The 15,786-nt window shown below is 52.4% G+C and carries 15 protein-coding genes; 8 read left to right on the top strand and 7 right to left on the bottom strand.

The features are described from left to right. Positions 1–51 precede the first annotated feature (51 nt). A complete protein-coding gene (locus tag ACO0LM_RS04510; protein WP_423034719.1) occupies positions 52–675 on the bottom strand; it encodes a LysE family translocator in 624 nt (207 codons plus the stop codon). A gap of 274 nt (positions 676–949) precedes the next feature. Between ACO0LM_RS04510 and ACO0LM_RS04505 the strand changes: the two genes are divergently transcribed. From ACO0LM_RS04505 to ACO0LM_RS04495, 3 genes are all read left to right on the top strand, one after another. Further along, a complete protein-coding gene (locus ACO0LM_RS04505; RefSeq protein ID WP_423034717.1) occupies positions 950–1,405 on the top strand; it encodes an Lrp/AsnC family transcriptional regulator in 456 nt (151 codons plus the stop codon). A gap of 150 nt (positions 1,406–1,555) precedes the next feature. Then, complete coding sequence (locus ACO0LM_RS04500) at positions 1,556–2,353, top strand: type IV pili methyl-accepting chemotaxis transducer N-terminal domain-containing protein (RefSeq protein ID WP_423034715.1); 798 nt, start codon at positions 1,556–1,558, stop codon at positions 2,351–2,353. 208 nt (positions 2,354–2,561) lie between these two features. After that, positions 2,562–3,242 carry a flavin reductase family protein gene (locus ACO0LM_RS04495; RefSeq protein WP_423034713.1) on the top strand — a complete coding sequence of 227 codons (681 nt, stop codon included), beginning with the start codon at positions 2,562–2,564 and terminating at the stop codon, positions 3,240–3,242. A gap of 3 nt (positions 3,243–3,245) precedes the next feature. Here the strand turns inward: ACO0LM_RS04495 and ACO0LM_RS04490 are convergent, their stop codons facing one another. Continuing rightward, positions 3,246–4,454 (bottom strand): hypothetical protein, encoded by a 1,209-nt coding sequence (locus tag ACO0LM_RS04490; RefSeq protein ID WP_423034711.1) that lies wholly within the window; start codon positions 4,452–4,454, stop codon positions 3,246–3,248. Between the two features lie 310 nt (positions 4,455–4,764). Here ACO0LM_RS04490 and ACO0LM_RS04485 point away from each other — a divergent pair, with 310 nt between their 5' ends. After that, positions 4,765–6,753, top strand: a complete 1,989-nt coding sequence (locus tag ACO0LM_RS04485) for an OPT family oligopeptide transporter (protein WP_423034709.1) — start codon at positions 4,765–4,767, stop codon at positions 6,751–6,753. Positions 6,754–6,779: 26 nt separating this feature from the next. Here the strand turns inward: ACO0LM_RS04485 and ACO0LM_RS04480 are convergent, their stop codons facing one another. Then, positions 6,780–6,986 (bottom strand): hypothetical protein, encoded by a 207-nt coding sequence (locus tag ACO0LM_RS04480; protein WP_423034707.1) that lies wholly within the window; start codon positions 6,984–6,986, stop codon positions 6,780–6,782. Between the two features lie 148 nt (positions 6,987–7,134). Between ACO0LM_RS04480 and ACO0LM_RS04475 the strand changes: the two genes are divergently transcribed. Beyond that, positions 7,135–9,372 (top strand): DUF6600 domain-containing protein, encoded by a 2,238-nt coding sequence (locus tag ACO0LM_RS04475; RefSeq protein ID WP_423034705.1) that lies wholly within the window; start codon positions 7,135–7,137, stop codon positions 9,370–9,372. 520 nt (positions 9,373–9,892) lie between these two features. Next, entirely contained in the window at positions 9,893–10,732 is an 840-nt protein-coding gene (locus tag ACO0LM_RS04470; RefSeq protein ID WP_423034703.1) for a substrate-binding periplasmic protein, read from the top strand. An 8-nt stretch (positions 10,733–10,740) separates the two neighbouring features. On the opposite strand, the gene ACO0LM_RS04465 is transcribed toward ACO0LM_RS04470, so the two are convergent. The 4 genes from ACO0LM_RS04465 to ACO0LM_RS04450 all read right to left on the bottom strand — a co-directional run bounded on the left by ACO0LM_RS04465 (position 10,741) and on the right by ACO0LM_RS04450 (position 13,527). Further along, entirely contained in the window at positions 10,741–11,355 is a 615-nt protein-coding gene (locus tag ACO0LM_RS04465; protein WP_423035240.1) for a hypothetical protein, read from the bottom strand. Between the two features lie 165 nt (positions 11,356–11,520). Next, positions 11,521–12,135: a DUF4337 domain-containing protein gene (locus ACO0LM_RS04460; RefSeq protein ID WP_423034701.1), complete on the bottom strand. Its 615-nt coding sequence runs from the start codon at positions 12,133–12,135 to the stop codon at positions 11,521–11,523. 106 nt (positions 12,136–12,241) lie between these two features. Then, a complete protein-coding gene (locus ACO0LM_RS04455; protein WP_423034699.1) occupies positions 12,242–13,195 on the bottom strand; it encodes a hypothetical protein in 954 nt (317 codons plus the stop codon). Beyond that, entirely contained in the window at positions 13,192–13,527 is a 336-nt protein-coding gene (locus tag ACO0LM_RS04450; protein ID WP_423034697.1) for a PadR family transcriptional regulator, read from the bottom strand. The genes ACO0LM_RS04455 and ACO0LM_RS04450 overlap by 4 nt, the downstream gene beginning before the upstream one ends. Positions 13,528–13,757: 230 nt before the next feature. On the opposite strand from ACO0LM_RS04450, the gene ACO0LM_RS04445 reads away from it, so the two are divergent. Continuing rightward, positions 13,758–15,023, top strand: a complete 1,266-nt coding sequence (locus ACO0LM_RS04445) for a sensor histidine kinase (protein ID WP_423034695.1) — start codon at positions 13,758–13,760, stop codon at positions 15,021–15,023. After that, positions 15,016–15,786, top strand: coding sequence for a LytR/AlgR family response regulator transcription factor (locus ACO0LM_RS04440; RefSeq protein WP_423034693.1), 771 nt, complete (start codon positions 15,016–15,018; stop codon positions 15,784–15,786). Before ACO0LM_RS04445 ends, ACO0LM_RS04440 begins: the two co-directional genes overlap by 8 nt.

Below are 15,786 nucleotides of genomic sequence, written 5' to 3'. Positions count from 1 at the left end.
GACTCCTGCGCATTACTGACCGACCCGACCGACCCAACCGGCCAAACCGGCTTACACCCAACTACCCACACTCAGTATTTGCCAAACGGCAAAACCCAGCAGCAAGCAACCACCTGTGCGGTTAATAAGCGTCATTACTGCAGCGCTGATTTTCTTGCGTATCAATGCCACACCGCTACTCAAGATTAACCACCACAAGGCTGATCCTATAAACACGCCTGTGACCATGAAGGCTGCAGCAGAAGGATGCACCGCAACCGGGCCAGCGATGCTGGCGAACACGGCAATGAAGGACACGATGGTCATGGGATTGGTGATGGTCAGCAAAAATATGGATAAAAATGTTTTGACGACAGGCTGTTTGCCTGTCTCGTCCTGATCCGCGGCCTGGGCTTTGCTCAAGATCAGCTTACTTCCCATCCATGCCAGGAACAAGGCCCCGGCTATCGCCAACGGCGTACTCAGCGACACAAAATAATCAGTAACGGCCACCATGCCAAAAGCCCCTATGGCACCATACACGGCATCAGCGCAGGCCGCCCCCATACCACTGACAAAGCCGGTACGCATGCCATGTTTCAGCGTGCGCTGTATACACAACAAGCCTATGGGGCCAACCGGCGCTGCAATCGACAGACCTATCAGCATTGCTTTAAAAAATAAACTCCACTCCATGGATACCCCTAACAATAAGAACGTGTTTACGATCTGTAGCGAGCGTCAGCGGGTTGAAGAGCAGCGCAAAAAGCGGAATGTACTCTAAGTACATGAGCATTTTGAGCAGCGCATGAGCCCCGATCACGCACGCGCAGTAAGATCGTAAACAGGTTCCAAGAAAAACATGTATCAAGTATGAAGATTTTTCTTGTTCATTCACATGGAAAAATTCAGGCAGAACTGCTACATTGCCTTAACTATTCTTGCAAATCTGCATCTTGACTTAAATATTATGGATATCGATGCCAAAGCCTGGAAAATCCTGGCAGCACTGCAACGCGACGCCCGCATTTCCTTGAAGGCACTCGCTGATGAAACAGGTTTGTCCCTGCCGGCCACATCTGAAAGAGTAAAACGCCTGGAAGAAGCGGGCGTCATTCGGGCATACAGAGCAGAAGTGAATGCCGAAGCCATTGGCTTGCAAGTCCAGGCTGTAATCGGCATCACCGTGCCGCAACCCCAAAAAGTCAACCTGATCACCCTTCTCAAATCCCTGCCCGAGGTATTGGAATGCCTGCATGTGACGGGACAGGATTCATTCCTGCTGCGCGTGGCGACGACGGACCTGCGCCATCTGGAAAGTTTTGTCGGCAATATCAATCATTATGGAGAAACCCGCACCTCCATCATCATGTCGGCACCAATACCGCTACGCGCATTAAGCCCCATGCCAGATCACAAAAAGTAACATAGATAGTAAGCTGGATGACCTACAAGTTTGTGTTACATCAAACCTTGTGTATGAAACCAGCCGGCCTAGTTCCATCGAGGAATGGTCTTTCGTGCATCAGCAGCCTAGCCTGAGCGTCATTACATTCGATACGCACAGGGAGTTGGCATGCAACGCAGAACATTTATCACCGGTGGCCTCATCATGGCTGGTGGTCTGTCACTACCATTCAGCGCACTAGCCCAGGTAACAAACATCAACGACGCCATCAACAAGGCGGGTCGCCAACGTATGCTGACACAAAGGCTGGCCAAGGCCTATCTGCAAATTGGCCTGGACGTGGAAACAGAAACCTCAAAGAAAATCCTCGATCAGTCGATGTCCAGTTTTGACCGTCAACTGGTAGAGTTACATGCATTTGCCCCGACCACCGATATACGCGGCAATTTGTCCCGCATGGAACAAACCTGGCAAGAATACAAGCAAACCCTAGTTGGCAAGGCACCCAATAAAGGGGATGCCAAGACCGTATTAAAGCTCAGCGAAAACCTGCTGCAAATGGCTGACGAGGTGACCATGCAACTGGAAAAACATGCCGGTGGCAGCACAGGAAAACTGGTCAACCTGGCGGGCCGTCAACGCATGTTATCGCAACGTCTGGCCAAGCTGTATCAAGCCACAAATTGGAATATCGCCCCGGCCAACGCGGCGGCCACAATCGAAACCACTCGCAAGGAATTCGCCGCTGCCATGCAAACCCTGCAAGCCGCCAGTGGCAGCAATACCCGGTTGAAAGATGAATTGTTACTCGCCCAATCCCAATGGGTCTTCTTCGACACAGCCCTGCACCAAAACAGCGACGGAAAACTGCAACGCCTGTCTGCCAGCAATGTGGCAACCACCAGTGAACGGATACTGGAAGTGATGGACAAGATTACCGTGATGTATCAGCAATTGACTGGTTGACGAAATTTTTACCAGAGTGAAAAATTCGATCATCCATTCAGCCGGAAATTTTCACTCTGCTTGCTGTGAGCTTGCTTTTGGGTTTTGCCATCCAATATGCCTGGTGCTTTGCAAGAATAGTCCCGCAAATTTCATGTCCGTTTCTGGCCAGCCCAAATAAAATTCAAGTCGCATACTTCCTCCATCACCACCCACAAGCGAGGAAGAAATGCATATCAATAGCGAATCAGCCATTTTATATTTTGGCACCCCGGTCATCCTGGTCAGCACCGTCAACGAAGATGGCAGTTTTAATCTGGCACCGATCTCATCCATATTCTGGCTGGGCTGGCGGGCCATGATAGGTGTGGGTTCGACATCACAAACCGCACGCAATCTGAAACGCAATGGTGTCTGTGTATTGAACCTGGCTTCTGTGAATGAAGTGGCTGCAGTTAACCGGCTGGCACTGACCACCGGTTCCGATGCCATGTCGGCCTGGAAGACTGCACGCGGCTACCGTCTGGAAAGAAACAAGTTTGCATTGGCGGGCCTGACACCCCAGGCATCAGAAACAGTGGCAGCACCGCGCGTGCAGGAATGCCTGGTACAGCAGGAAGCTACGGTCGCCGCCATGCATGGCATCGCCGACGACGAAGCCCTGCTGCGCGGTGGCATTCTGACTTTCGAATTGCGCATACAGCGCCTGCATCTGGATGCTTCTATCCTGCTGGATGGCAACCCTGACCGGGTCGATCCCGACAAGTGGCAACCGCTGATCATGAGCTTCCAAAAATTTTATGGCCTGGACAATCAGCAATTGCATCCGTCGACACTATCAAGCATTCCGGAAAAAGCCTACCGCAGCCCGGATGTCGACAAGGCACGCCAGATACTGGCAATCGCTTGAAGCTTACCTCATCATGGAAGCTGTCTTGGGTTTCGATAAGAGTTCGGCAAACACTTGCCAGCGACTGTGTTCATTACCCGGCTGCGACAATTTTTCTACATAGGCCTTGGTCATATCCTGACCAAGGTTGTAGTTGATGACGTAGGAACGATGCCTTTCCATAAAGCGTAAGCGCTGCCTGGACCTGGCTTCGTCCGACAAGGCATATTTCATCAGCATGGCGACGGCGGCCTCGGTGTCGATATCACCATCCAGATAGAGTTTGGCAACCATATTGCCGGCGTAAGACAGCTTTTGCAGCACGGCCTGCACCTGGTAATAATGTTCCACCCTGGCCGGATCGATGCCTGCCAGCGGGAATAGTTGGGCTTTTTCAAAAGCCATCCGCTCTGCATGCGGAAAAGCGACTTCGATACCGTAATTGGCACTGCCCTCAGCCAGAAAAGACATGGGTGAGTACAGCGGGTAGATACTGTATTCGACCCAGCTGTTTTCATTCACCAGGTGTTTTTCAATCAATAAATTGAAGACATGGTGACCGGGGTAGCCTTCATGGCTGGCCAGGTCGATGGCGCGGCTGATGAACATCGGGAAGTCGGTATTCACCTGTATCAGGCTATAGCTGTTTCCCTTGTACCAGTTGTAGGCGCTCCAGACCTGGTCCTTCACATATTCCACCTTGAAGCTTTCTTCTTCCGGCAGGTTGATGTATTTCCTGGTGCGTGCCCGGGCTTCATTGATGGCAGCACTGAAAACGGCATCAAGTTTGTCTTGCGGAATTTCAAATTGCTTGTTGTAGCTGCTCAGGCGCGTATTCAAATCACCATCACCGGGTAAAAGCTGATCGAGTTCAGCCAGGATGGGTTCAAAGTCAGCCGGACTCAAGTCTGGTGAACGGGCATCATACAAGGCCAGGGATTCTTCATTGAAGGACAGTGTCGTCCCCGCTAGGTGGGCGATGTAGGTACGCAAGGCAGCCACATGCAGGCGCAGGAAATCCTGGCGCAACTCTTGTCCGGCCGCTGCTGGTGGCAGGGAGTACGCTTGCCTGGTCAATTCTTCTGCCTGTTGCAAAAGCTCGCTCAGAGGCAATTTTTGACTTTCTGTCTGCCATTCCGGCGGGCCATAATAGGCATCAACATAACCCGGGTCATGCTGGCCAGTGGCAAGGACCAGTTTTACATAGGCTTCGGCAAGCTGATTGAGTGTCATGACATGTCCTGGCTTTAATTTGTTGCAAGTATTTTACTGTGCTTGGACCACACGCATACAGTCAAGTTCAAACCTGCAAAAAATCAGGCTGAATACAAAAATTGACACGCTGTTCGGCTAACACTATATTGCGCTACCGCCCATGATCAAACATCACGAAACCGACCCATGGCGCGACTCTGAGCATAAGAAGCGTCTCACAAGGATGTGGTACTACTAACAGAACAAGAACATACACAAAATTGTTCCAGCAAGGGACCACCACGCCGCGGGGCAATTTTGTGTAAGTCCGACCCAAAATGGAGAACATATGGCTCTGCAGCAACTGGACGAAGCACAGATACGCACCTGGACACGACGCCAAAAAGATCAGTGGTGGTTTGACAATATCTACCAAAAGGATATGGCGCAACTGACCTTGCGCTCGGCGCTGACCGGTTTTTTGCTGGGTGGCATACTGGCGGCTACGGCGCTGTACATCGGTGCCAAGACCGGCATAGGCATAGGTGTCGGCCTGACTTCCGTGATTTTGTCCTTTGCGATTTTCCGTATTCTGCATGGCCTGGGCATCACCTCTGACTACACCATACTGGAAAACAACTGTACGCAATCCATCGCCACTGCGGCCGGATACATGATCAATCCGCTGATTTCCAGTCTGGCTGCATATATGCTGATCACCGGCAAAATCATTCCCTGGTGGCAGATGATGGTCTGGGTCACGGTGGTGGCGCTGATCGGGGTACTGGTCGCTTTTCCGCTGAAGCGCCGCTTTGTCAATGAAGATCAACTCCCCTTCCCGGAAGGCCGCGCCTGTGGCGTGGTGCTCGATTCTTTGTACACCGATGGAGCCGGCAGTGGCCTGTACAAAGCCAAACTGCTGGGCTATACCAGCCTGTTCGCCGGTTTGTACCAGATGATAGTCAGTGATGGCTGGATGCGCCTGATACAGTTCAAGATACTGCGCATGGATAAATGGGCAGGCATGACAGAAGCCTGGAATCTGCCCGAACGTCTGGACACCTATTACTACACGGCTGCCACCAAACTCCACTGGTGGATACCCAACATACTCGGCACTGACATACGCCAGTTGGGCCTGCGCCTGAATCTGGATGTTGCCATGTTCGGCGTGGGTGGCCTGATGGGCATACGGGTCGCCAGCAGCGTCATGCTGGGTGCCTTTATCAACTTTGCATTGCTGGCACCGTGGATGATACAAAAAGGTGATATCGCAGCACGTACCATGCCGAATGGCACCGTGGTCCCTATCTCACGCACCGAGATCGTCAATCAGTGGGGCTTGTGGTGGGGTGTCACCATGATGGTGGTTGGCTCCATGGTGGGCTTGCTGGCCAAGCCCGAACTGTTCAAGGCTGCCTTCAAATCCATGACCGGCAATGGCAACAAGGCTCAAGATACCGGCCCCGATCCCTTGAAAGATATTGAAGTACCGCTGTGGATTTCTTACATCGGTGTGCCCCTGCTGTGTATATTTGCGGCCTGGCTGGTGAACCTGCTGTTCGGCGTTCCTTTCATCATGGCCATGGTCGCCTTCCCGCTGATTTTTGTGCTGACCATCATCTGTATCAATGCCATGGCACTGACTTCCTGGGCACCTATCGGTGCACTGGCAAAGATCACCCAATTCAGCATGGGTGCCATAGACCGCAGCAATCCGGCCAACAACCTGTTGCCAGCCGGCATGACGTCAGACATCGCCTTCAATGCATCGGCCCTGCTGTCTGACATCAAACCAGGTTATATGCTGGGTGGCAAACCCAGGCATCAGGTAATCGGCCATATCATCGGCATTTTTTCGGGTGCGCTGGCGTGTGTACCCTTGTTTTTCCTGCTGTTCCTGCCGCCTGATCACGCAGGCATACGCAGCACGGCCACCATCGTCAGCGAGCAATTTGCATTCCCATCCGCCCTGCAGTGGAAAGGCGTGGCCGAAATTATCGCCAAGGGCATCAGTGGCTTGCCGACTTCTGCCGTCATCGCCATGGCAGTCGCCGGTTTGTGCGCTGCCTTTATTGAAATCACCAATGTCATTACCCGTGGCCGCCTGCCACTGTCTGCCGTGTCCATAGGCCTGGGCGTGGTATTGCCGCCAGAATCCTGCTTCGCCATGTGGCTGGGTGCCTTGATATTCTGGTACATGGGCAAGAAAAACCCGAAACAAGGCACGAAAGAACATACGTTCTGGGTAGAAGGCTGCGAAGCCATCAGTGCCGGCCTGATATCCGGCGCAGCTATCCTGGGCATAGGGAATGCCATTATCAACGTCCTGATGTAAGCCAGGTGCAGGCACTGCCAGATCAGTCAATCTGGCAGTGCCTGCCCTATATGCCAACGTAGTTGATCGCGTTGCACACTGGCTGTCATGACCCAAGCGCCCTCGCCAGATTGACGCGCAACAGGCTTGCGGCAAACAACGCACATAGGGAAAAAACCCATCGCGCCGGTCAAGGCTGCCACTGCACCGCTGATTCCCGCTATCACACTGAAGCCAGATACACCCCAGTTCATCGCCGCCAACACCTGGCATGCCAGACCGGCAACAAATCAAAAAAATTCAACTTTATGGAATTCTTTGACATCCAAAACACCCTTTCATGCGTTATGGATAAAACAGTCCCATTATTTTTAAATTACCCCTTCTGCCGGGAAGAGACAAATGAGTGCAAATCTTCGTTCTGCCCCAGTCCTCAGCATCGCTGCATTGCTGATTGCCACCCTGTTTGTCCAAGCCCCTGCCCGGGCGCAGGATGAGCCGCCAGGGCGGGTTGCCAGGGTCAGCTATTCCTATGGCAATATCAGTTTTGCTGATGCTGGCACCGACAACTGGTCCACGCTGATACCAAACCGCCCCATCGCTAGCGGTGACAGCCTGATGGTCGCGCCATCCGGCAGGGCTGAATTGCATGTAGGCGCGAATGCCGTGCGGCTGCAAGAAGGCTCGCGTATCAGCTTTACCACCCTCAATGATGAAAATACCCAGATCGACATGAAGCAAGGCAGCATGATCTTGCGCGTACGCACGCTGGCGGGTAGAGAAAATTTTGATGTCAGCACACCGAATCTGGTATTTTCAGTGCAAGAGCCGGGTGAATACAGAATCACTGTCAATTCCGACAACAGCACCACCATCCTGGTGCGCATTGGTACCGGCATCGCCTTGGGCGATCGCGATACCATCACCATCCGTGCCGGTGAGCAATCGCGCTTTTCCGGCAGCAATCTTCAGCATACGCAGATCGGTTCTGCACCTCCTCCGGATACCTTCGACATGTGGGCCGCAGACCGTGACCGTGCCGAAGAAAATGTCACGACAGCCCGCTATGTATCACGTGAAGTCATAGGCTATGAACAGCTGGATGATTATGGTGCGTGGGAAACCACAGTCGAATATGGTGCCGTATGGTACCCAAGACAGGTCAGCAGCACCTGGGCACCTTACCGCGATGGTAAATGGGTCTGGGTTGCCCCATGGGGCTGGACCTGGATAGACCGTGCACCCTGGGGGTTTGCACCGTATCATTATGGCCGCTGGGCCTATGTCGGCACGCGCTGGGCCTGGGTGCCGGGTCAGTATCATGTGCATCAGCGCCCTGTCTATGCACCAGCACTGGTTGCTTTTGTTGGCAATAGCAATATAGGCATCAATCCTTCAAATGGTCACCGCAATACACCTGGTGTTGCCTGGTTCCCACTCGGTCCTGGTGAAGCCTATCACCCCGGTTACACGCATAACACCAACTATATACAGAGACTGAATCAGAACGTCGTCATCAACAACACCGTCATCAACAATAATCGCGGTGTGTATGTGAACCAGAATATACGTAATGCCGTCACCGTTGTGCCGACCCAAACCTTTGTGCGTGGTGAGCATGTTTTGCCTGCATCAACCACCAAGGTCATCGTGGAAAACCAGCGCACCCCGGTGGTCACCGAAGCACCTGCCCTGGTGCCCGGTAATAACAACCGCTTTGGCGAAGCCCGTCCACAAAATGTACCGAACGGAGATCAGTACCGTCAAAGAATTTTGAAAAATGCACAGTCACAAGGGGTACCGCAAGGCGCAGGTATCAACGCGCCCATGGGCAATGTCAATACAACTACCCGTCCACAGGACAATGCAACAAACCGCAGCTATGGCAATGGCATATCCAATAACGGCAACAATGCTAACAACCGCCCATCAGTGAACGTAGCGCCGGTACAAACCGCGCCTGCCAATACAGTGACCGTCGCACCGCCAGCCAGTGTCAACGCACCGGTGAATACTAATCCTGCGGTTAACCAAAGACCGGCAGATAACAATACTGGCGTGCGTCAGTACGGTAATGGCGGGCAGAATAATTATGCAGGTCGTCCACAAAACAATGTGCCACCTGCACAAAACCCAGCCCCAACAGTAAGCAATCCGCCTGTCAGCAGCGGCATCGGTGCAACGCTAGGTAATTCAATCAATACACCTGTCCATAGCCCTAACACCAATAGCCCGGCCAATAATGCCATCATGACGGCACCCAATACTCGCCCTGCCGACAATATCGACCGGACACCAAGACAAGGTGGTAGCAGATCATGGGACAATAACGGCCAGGGCGAAACACGCAATGAAAGAGCCGTGGAACGCATGCCGGATCGCCCTGTCGTCGAAAGACCGGCTGAGCGCCCACGCGCCAGCTACACACCACCGGTAGAACGTCCGCCGCAAATGGCACCTGCACCACAGCAACAGCCACAGCCAGCACCACGCGTGGAAGCACGCCCTGCACCTGCACCGGTAGCAATGCCGGCACCGATGCAGGCCCCAGCGCCAGCACCGGCACCAAGAGCAGAAAAACCGAAAGAAAAAGAAGAAACCAAAGCCAAGCAACATGGCTTGAACGAACGCGAACGCTAATCAGTAACGGCAGTGCGGACAACAATGCAGCCCGCAGTAATGATCGCTGCAACATCGGACAGGAGGCAATACGCCTCCTGTTTTTTTTCATGCGACGGCGCTGTCACTGATTCGTCAGCATTGACGCCGTTCAGACCCAGGCCTGTCATCGGCCAATGAAATGCAATGATGTGGTGTCCGCTGCACTTTGGCACAAGCGCTGACAATGTTAGGACTTACGCAAAACTGTCCCAGCAAGGCTAACGCTTTTAGGAAACCTCCCTTACAGGGGAGGGCCGTTACGTCGGCAGGCAACATGTTGCCTGAAACCCCGACTACACCGTAGCGACGAAGACAGTACTTTAGTACGCGGCTCCTAGGAGAGGAGCTGCAACGCAGCTGGGGCAGTTTTACGTAAGTCCTAAATGTTTTACCTGTGCTGCTACCGCTATTTACGTAACTGTTGTAAATTCTGATTACGCTAATTTTCAGATTCTTTCGATCTGGCGATATTTTTTTCACAATAACATGCCGTTCCATCATGCTTGCTGCATCACTCCACATTTTGTCTTCACGCCAGCGCTTGCGCCATGCCTGTGCCATGCTGGTATTTTCTTGCGTGGTTTGTCTGCTATGCACGCACACGCATGCGCGGACCCAGGCACAAGAACTGCAAATCTTTACTGAAGACTGGCCACCCATCAGTTTTGGCAGTGGTTCCAAGGCCGAAGGCATGGCAGTGGAAGTGGTGCATGCCATGCAGGCACATATGGGCAGTAATCAGCCTATCCAGGTCGTACCCTGGGCACGCGGCTACAAAGCCTTGCTGGAAGAACCGAATACCCTGTTATTCACTGTAGGCAGATCAGAAGAGCGCGAAAAGCTCATGGTCTTGCTTGGCCCCATCGCCATCTCGACCACGTCTTTATATACGCGCAAGGGGAATGCCGCACGGCTGTACAGCATGGGTGATGAAATACAGAAACTCAAGGTGGGTGCCTATCGTTCCAGTATCTTCGCAGATACCGCGCGCAAGAAAGGTTTTCAAAACATAGAACAGGCACCGACACCACAAATCATTGCCAATATGTTGCTGGCCAAACGTTTTGATTTATGGGTGGAAGGTAGCCTGGTGGTTTCTTCTGTGCTGAAGGACATAGGCCATACTGCTGACGATGTCGAAAAGGTTAAAGTTCTCGATAGCCTGGAACTGTATCTGGCTTTTTCTACATCCACTTCAGCAGCCACCATCAAGGCCTGGGAAGATGCCTTGCGCTGGCTGAAGAAGGAAGGCCAATTCGCCCGCATCCATCAAAAATGGCTGCCGAACGAGCCCCCACCAATGGCCGTCATAAGGCTGGACCCGCCTGGCAAACCCTGAACTTGGCCTCAGGCCATGACGATATTTTCCAGATTAAAAGAAAAAGGCGTGGAATTGGGACCTGGCCCACCGCCGGTCATGACAATGTCCGCACTCGCTATACCTAGCAGTGACAATTCAGTATTGATATCCGAAATAATGGCTGAGTTCATGACCTCACCTTGCACTATCTGTGAAACTACGCCTATCCAGATTGTTGGCTTGAATTCAAACACTGCTTTTTGCTCCGGAGCAATGGAAGTTTTAGTTGCCAGCAATTTCCCACTTTTATAAATGGATGCATTGATAGCACCTTTCGACAATTCATTACGGACTTGTACTTCCTTGGGGCTGGTGCCATTGCCAGAAGGAAGCAGCCTGTCACCGGAAGTCGTGAACGCCATACTAAATAGATCGCCAGTCTTCGCGGCTAGCTGCGGCGAATAGTTGCCCCATGAATCGCTGGCACAAACATACATGCTCATGGGAAAAGTAAATGGGTAGTTGTCACCAACACCGCAGTATCTGATGACCATCCAGGCAACGGACAATTCGTCAAAATTTGCCACATTTTTTTGGAAGATGACGATTTCTGAATTATTAACGTCATTCGAATTGTTGATAAAATTCAGTTGAATATCCATGTCAGGTCCTTTGATTTTAAGGTGAGGTTTTGGTGTAAATAGCAGCATTAGCATGGCAGGCAGGATGCATGGAATACCCGCCCACAAACCTCGAAGACAATAACATATTTTCAACTTTCAAAATTAAAATTTACTCGTCTGCCACTCACTTCTTTTCCAGATAGTTCAAGACAACAAAGCCACCAGCGCCGTTGGATGAATATGCCAGCCCATTAATCCCGCCAGGCCCATCAGCACACCAAAGCCGGTAGGTACCAGCGTCACGAAATACAGCCAGCGCTGCCTGGTCAATGCCGTCACCGCCAGTAAAGAAATCGCAATCGCCAGTAAGGCATCTGACAAGTCAAACTGGTCATCCTTGTAATTGGCATTGTCATAATCGACCTGGTCTTGCTCGGCCTGTTTTTTTAGTTCTTCTTTTTTCTCGTGCTGTTCTTTGCCCAATTTTGCATAGCTGTCGATGGCAGCCTGATAGTCCGCCTTCTGGTCTGCAGGCACGTTTTTGGCTGCAAGGCGTAATTGCAATTCGGTTGACTTGGCCAATTCTTCCCGCATGTTCCTGGCCTGGTAAAACGCCCAATGATCGATCTTGTTGGCCTGTGATTGCTGCATGGCCTGGACGATATTGTCATCCTTGACCTTGCATATACCCATGAAGGTCGCCAGCAAAGCGACCGTAATCGCTACCATAATGTTCAACTGGTGGATGATCTTGTTTTGCTTATCGTCTTTCTGATCTTCCGTCAGTTGTTCCACGGTTTCAATAGGGTCTATGTCCATCTTTTTTCCTTACACAAGTTAGGTTAAACATCGAAGCATCAGTATCAAGTATTAAGTATCAAGTAAAAGTATCAAAAGCTGTTTGCTATTGCAGCCAATTACATAACTAATTTGTCTGGCGCAGCGACATCAGGCGACGTCCGTCACGCACAGTCTGGTACAACAGATATATGGCATATACCAGACAAGCCAGGCGTATGACCCTGTCCAGTCTTTGCAGATCAAGAATGGCCGGTACGCCCGTATTCACGATCAATGCATCAAGCTGGCTGAATAGCAGAAACAGCAGGGCATACAACACATTCTGTACCATGTTAAGGCGTAATTTCAAGCTACTCCAGACTGGCTGGAATACACACCATATACTGAACAGCACAGATGCGCATAATAGTATCGTCATCCACGGCAAATAAACCGACATAGCGGACGAAAAATCCACCCGCAGCTCTTGCAGACCCTGCACCGACATCCATAGCTTATGCCAGATCAGCAGCAGCACAAAGCCACAACTTGCCAGATCGGTCACCAGATCGCTGCCGCGTATGTGTTGCCAGTCATAGCGCTGGTCTGGCAAATTCTGGACACGCCAGTCCTTTTTGACGGTCCAGTAAGACAGTGCGCCTGTTTGTGCCCCAACATAAAACAGCAAAGTCACTATCATGAAAATCCAGGTCGCCTGATCGATAAAACCTGCCAGCAATTGCAGCAATGCACGCATGATCCTGTCATGTCCGGCTTGCATGAAGAGCGCCGCACTTTTCAGGCTTTGTAGCAACAAAGCTATCCCCATGCCGTAGCTGAGCACCTGCCTGTAGACAGGCATCAGCTCGGCGCTGACCAGCGGCATTTCCGGTGCATAGCCTGCTGCCACTCGCGCCGGATGGCCGAGTTTTTCCAGGATGGCAGCAACCTCGTCCTGAGTTGCTTCCCTGCCGGTCTGTTCATGAATGGCATCCAGTTGATCGAGGATATTCGCCTGCAATTCACGTCCTATGTCTTCCCGTTGCTGTGCAGGCAGTTCCTGTTTGACTGCCTGTATATATTTTTGCAGCAGATTCATTTGCCGGTCTCCAAAATAGTGGCCAGTGCGCCATTGAGCAATTGCCATTCCTGCGTCAACTTCTCCAGTAATTCCACACCCTCGGGCGACAGGGCGTAGTAACGCCTTTCCCGGCCTTCGCCCTGTTGCCATTCGCTGTTCAGCAAGCCCTGATCCGCCAGCCGCCTCACCAGGGGGTATAAGGTCCCCTCATCCATGTCTATGCCATGCTCCAACAAGGATTTGCGCAAGGAGTAGCCATACTGGGCCTGCCGCAACGAAGCCAGCACCGCCAACACCAGTGCGCCTCGCCTTAATTCCAGACGCATTTTGTCCAGACGGTCTTCTGACATGCCGTATTCCTTCCTGTTTTCCACATACTGTGTACCACACAGCATAATACTATGCGCCACACAGTAAAAATACAAGGTCTTTTTCATACTACCTCTGATACCGCTCAATCAGTTTGAATCCCCGCTATCCGGGATTCGTCAGAATTTTTTTGCTTTCGTCGGAAAATGCAAGACGAAAGCCGCGCAGGCAATTATTCTTGGCAACAATTACAAACAAGAAGGAAACAAGCATGTTTACGACTATCTGGTTTATCGTACGGGCCAGTTTTGGCTGGAGCCTGCTGATCCTGTTCAGCACGATATTTATCGTCAACGTGGTTTTCAGAAATCACATGCCGGAAGAAATCATTTTCCTGCCTCTGGCTGGGGTAGCGCTGGTGATGGGTATCAGTTTTTCCCATGTGCGCAGGGTGCGTCTGATTGCCAGCCAGGTGGATGCGGGTACCCTCGCCAACCGCCAGCGTCGCCAGATAGAAATCCCGCTGGAAGCGAATGAGGCATTTGAACTGGTGGATGCCGCCATCCGTGAATTGCCGGGAGCGGAAGATACCGACAGCGCCAAAGACAGCCTGCAGATACGTGCCAAAATCAAACGCATAGACCCCTACCAGGCAAATTTTGTCGATGAATTAAAGATGCTGGATTTTCTGGCGACCAAGCGTAACCAGATCCTGGCGACGATCACCCCCGGTGACGGTATCGGTAGCCTGACCCTGATTTGCGAACCGGAACGCCCGGCCTGGACCGATTTATTCCTGGTCGATAATGGAACAAACCTGGAAAATGCAGAAGCCGTCACCCGCGCCATCACCCGTCGCATCGCCGAGCGCAGGCGCAAGGAAAAAGCCAGCGCCACGCAATCCGTCACGGAAAAAGAATTGACCGTGGCCAAGCTGAATCTGCTGCATGCCCAGGTGGAGCCGCATTTTCTGTACAACACCCTGGCTAGCGCACAATTATTGACGCGGGCTGACCCGGCGGCGGCTGATCAGATGCTGGGAAACCTGATCACCTACCTGCGTCATTCACTGCCACGCACTGAAGATACCGCTTCGACCATAGGTGAAGAGCTGGAACGGTCGATCGCGTATCTGGACATCATGAAGATACGCATGGGCACACGCCTGAGCATACAAATCCAGGTGCCGACAGAATTGAAAACCCTGCCCTTCCCCATGATGATGTTGCAAACCCTGGTAGAAAACGCCATCAAGCATGGACTGGAGCCCAAGACTGGCGGCGGCACTATCTGGATCATCGCCAGACAGCATGAAGGCAATGTTGCCGTCACTGTCGCCGATGACGGCAATGGTCTGGGTACAGAAATTGGCGGCACCGGTATCGGCTTGAAGAATGTCCGTGAACGCCTGCGTCTGGCGTATGCGAATACCGCCAGTTTTGTACTGGTCGGCAATTTCCCTACGGGAGTGGCTGCCACCATCACCGTGCCTGTCATCAAGGAAGATGCGGCCGAAAAAGGAGAGCAACATGCCTAAGTGTGTCATCGCCGAAGATGAAAGCCTGTTGCGTGAAGCACTGTTGCAACAACTGAGCCTGGCCTGGCCGGACCTGGAAATTGCTGCTGCCTGCGATGATGGCGGCAGCGCCCTGGAAGCAATCGCCAGCCACCAGCCGGATGTGGTGTTTCTCGATATCCGCATGCCGGGCCTGAGTGGGCTGGAAGTGGCTGCCGCCATGACCGAGATCAGTCCGCGTAGCCAGGTCGTGTTTGTCACCGCCTATAACCAATACGCGATTGATGCCTTTGAAAAAGGCGCGGTGGATTACCTGCTCAAACCGATCACTCAGGAACGCCTGTTGGCCACAGTCAAGCGTCTGCAAATGCGCGTCCTGACTGGTGCCACTGACTTGCAGGCGATTACCAACCTGGTGCGCCAGCTAAGCGGTGGCCCGGCCGATGTACCCAGGCCGGCACCACTGGTTTGGATTACCGCCAGTGTCGGCACAGAAACCCGGCTCATCATGGTGGATGATATTGCCTACTTCCAGGCAGACAGCAAATACACCGTGGTCATGACCGCCGAAGGTGAATCCCTGCTGCGCAAACCGATACGCGATTTGCTGCAAGCGCTGGACAACAGCATGTTCAAGCAGATACACCGGTCCACTATTGTGAACATGCGGGCCATCGCTTCCATCACGCGGGATGACAGTGGCAAGGGGCTGGTCCGACTGAAGACGCGGCCAGAAACCCTGAGTGTCAGCCAGCCTTTCATGGTCTTGTTCAGGAATATGTGA

This window comes from Undibacterium sp. Di26W (genome assembly GCF_049340265.1).
Classification (GTDB): Bacteria; Pseudomonadota; Gammaproteobacteria; order Burkholderiales; family Burkholderiaceae_D; genus Undibacterium.
Note: the sequence above shows the minus strand (reverse complement) of the source record. Positions and strands in the feature narration are given on the sequence as shown.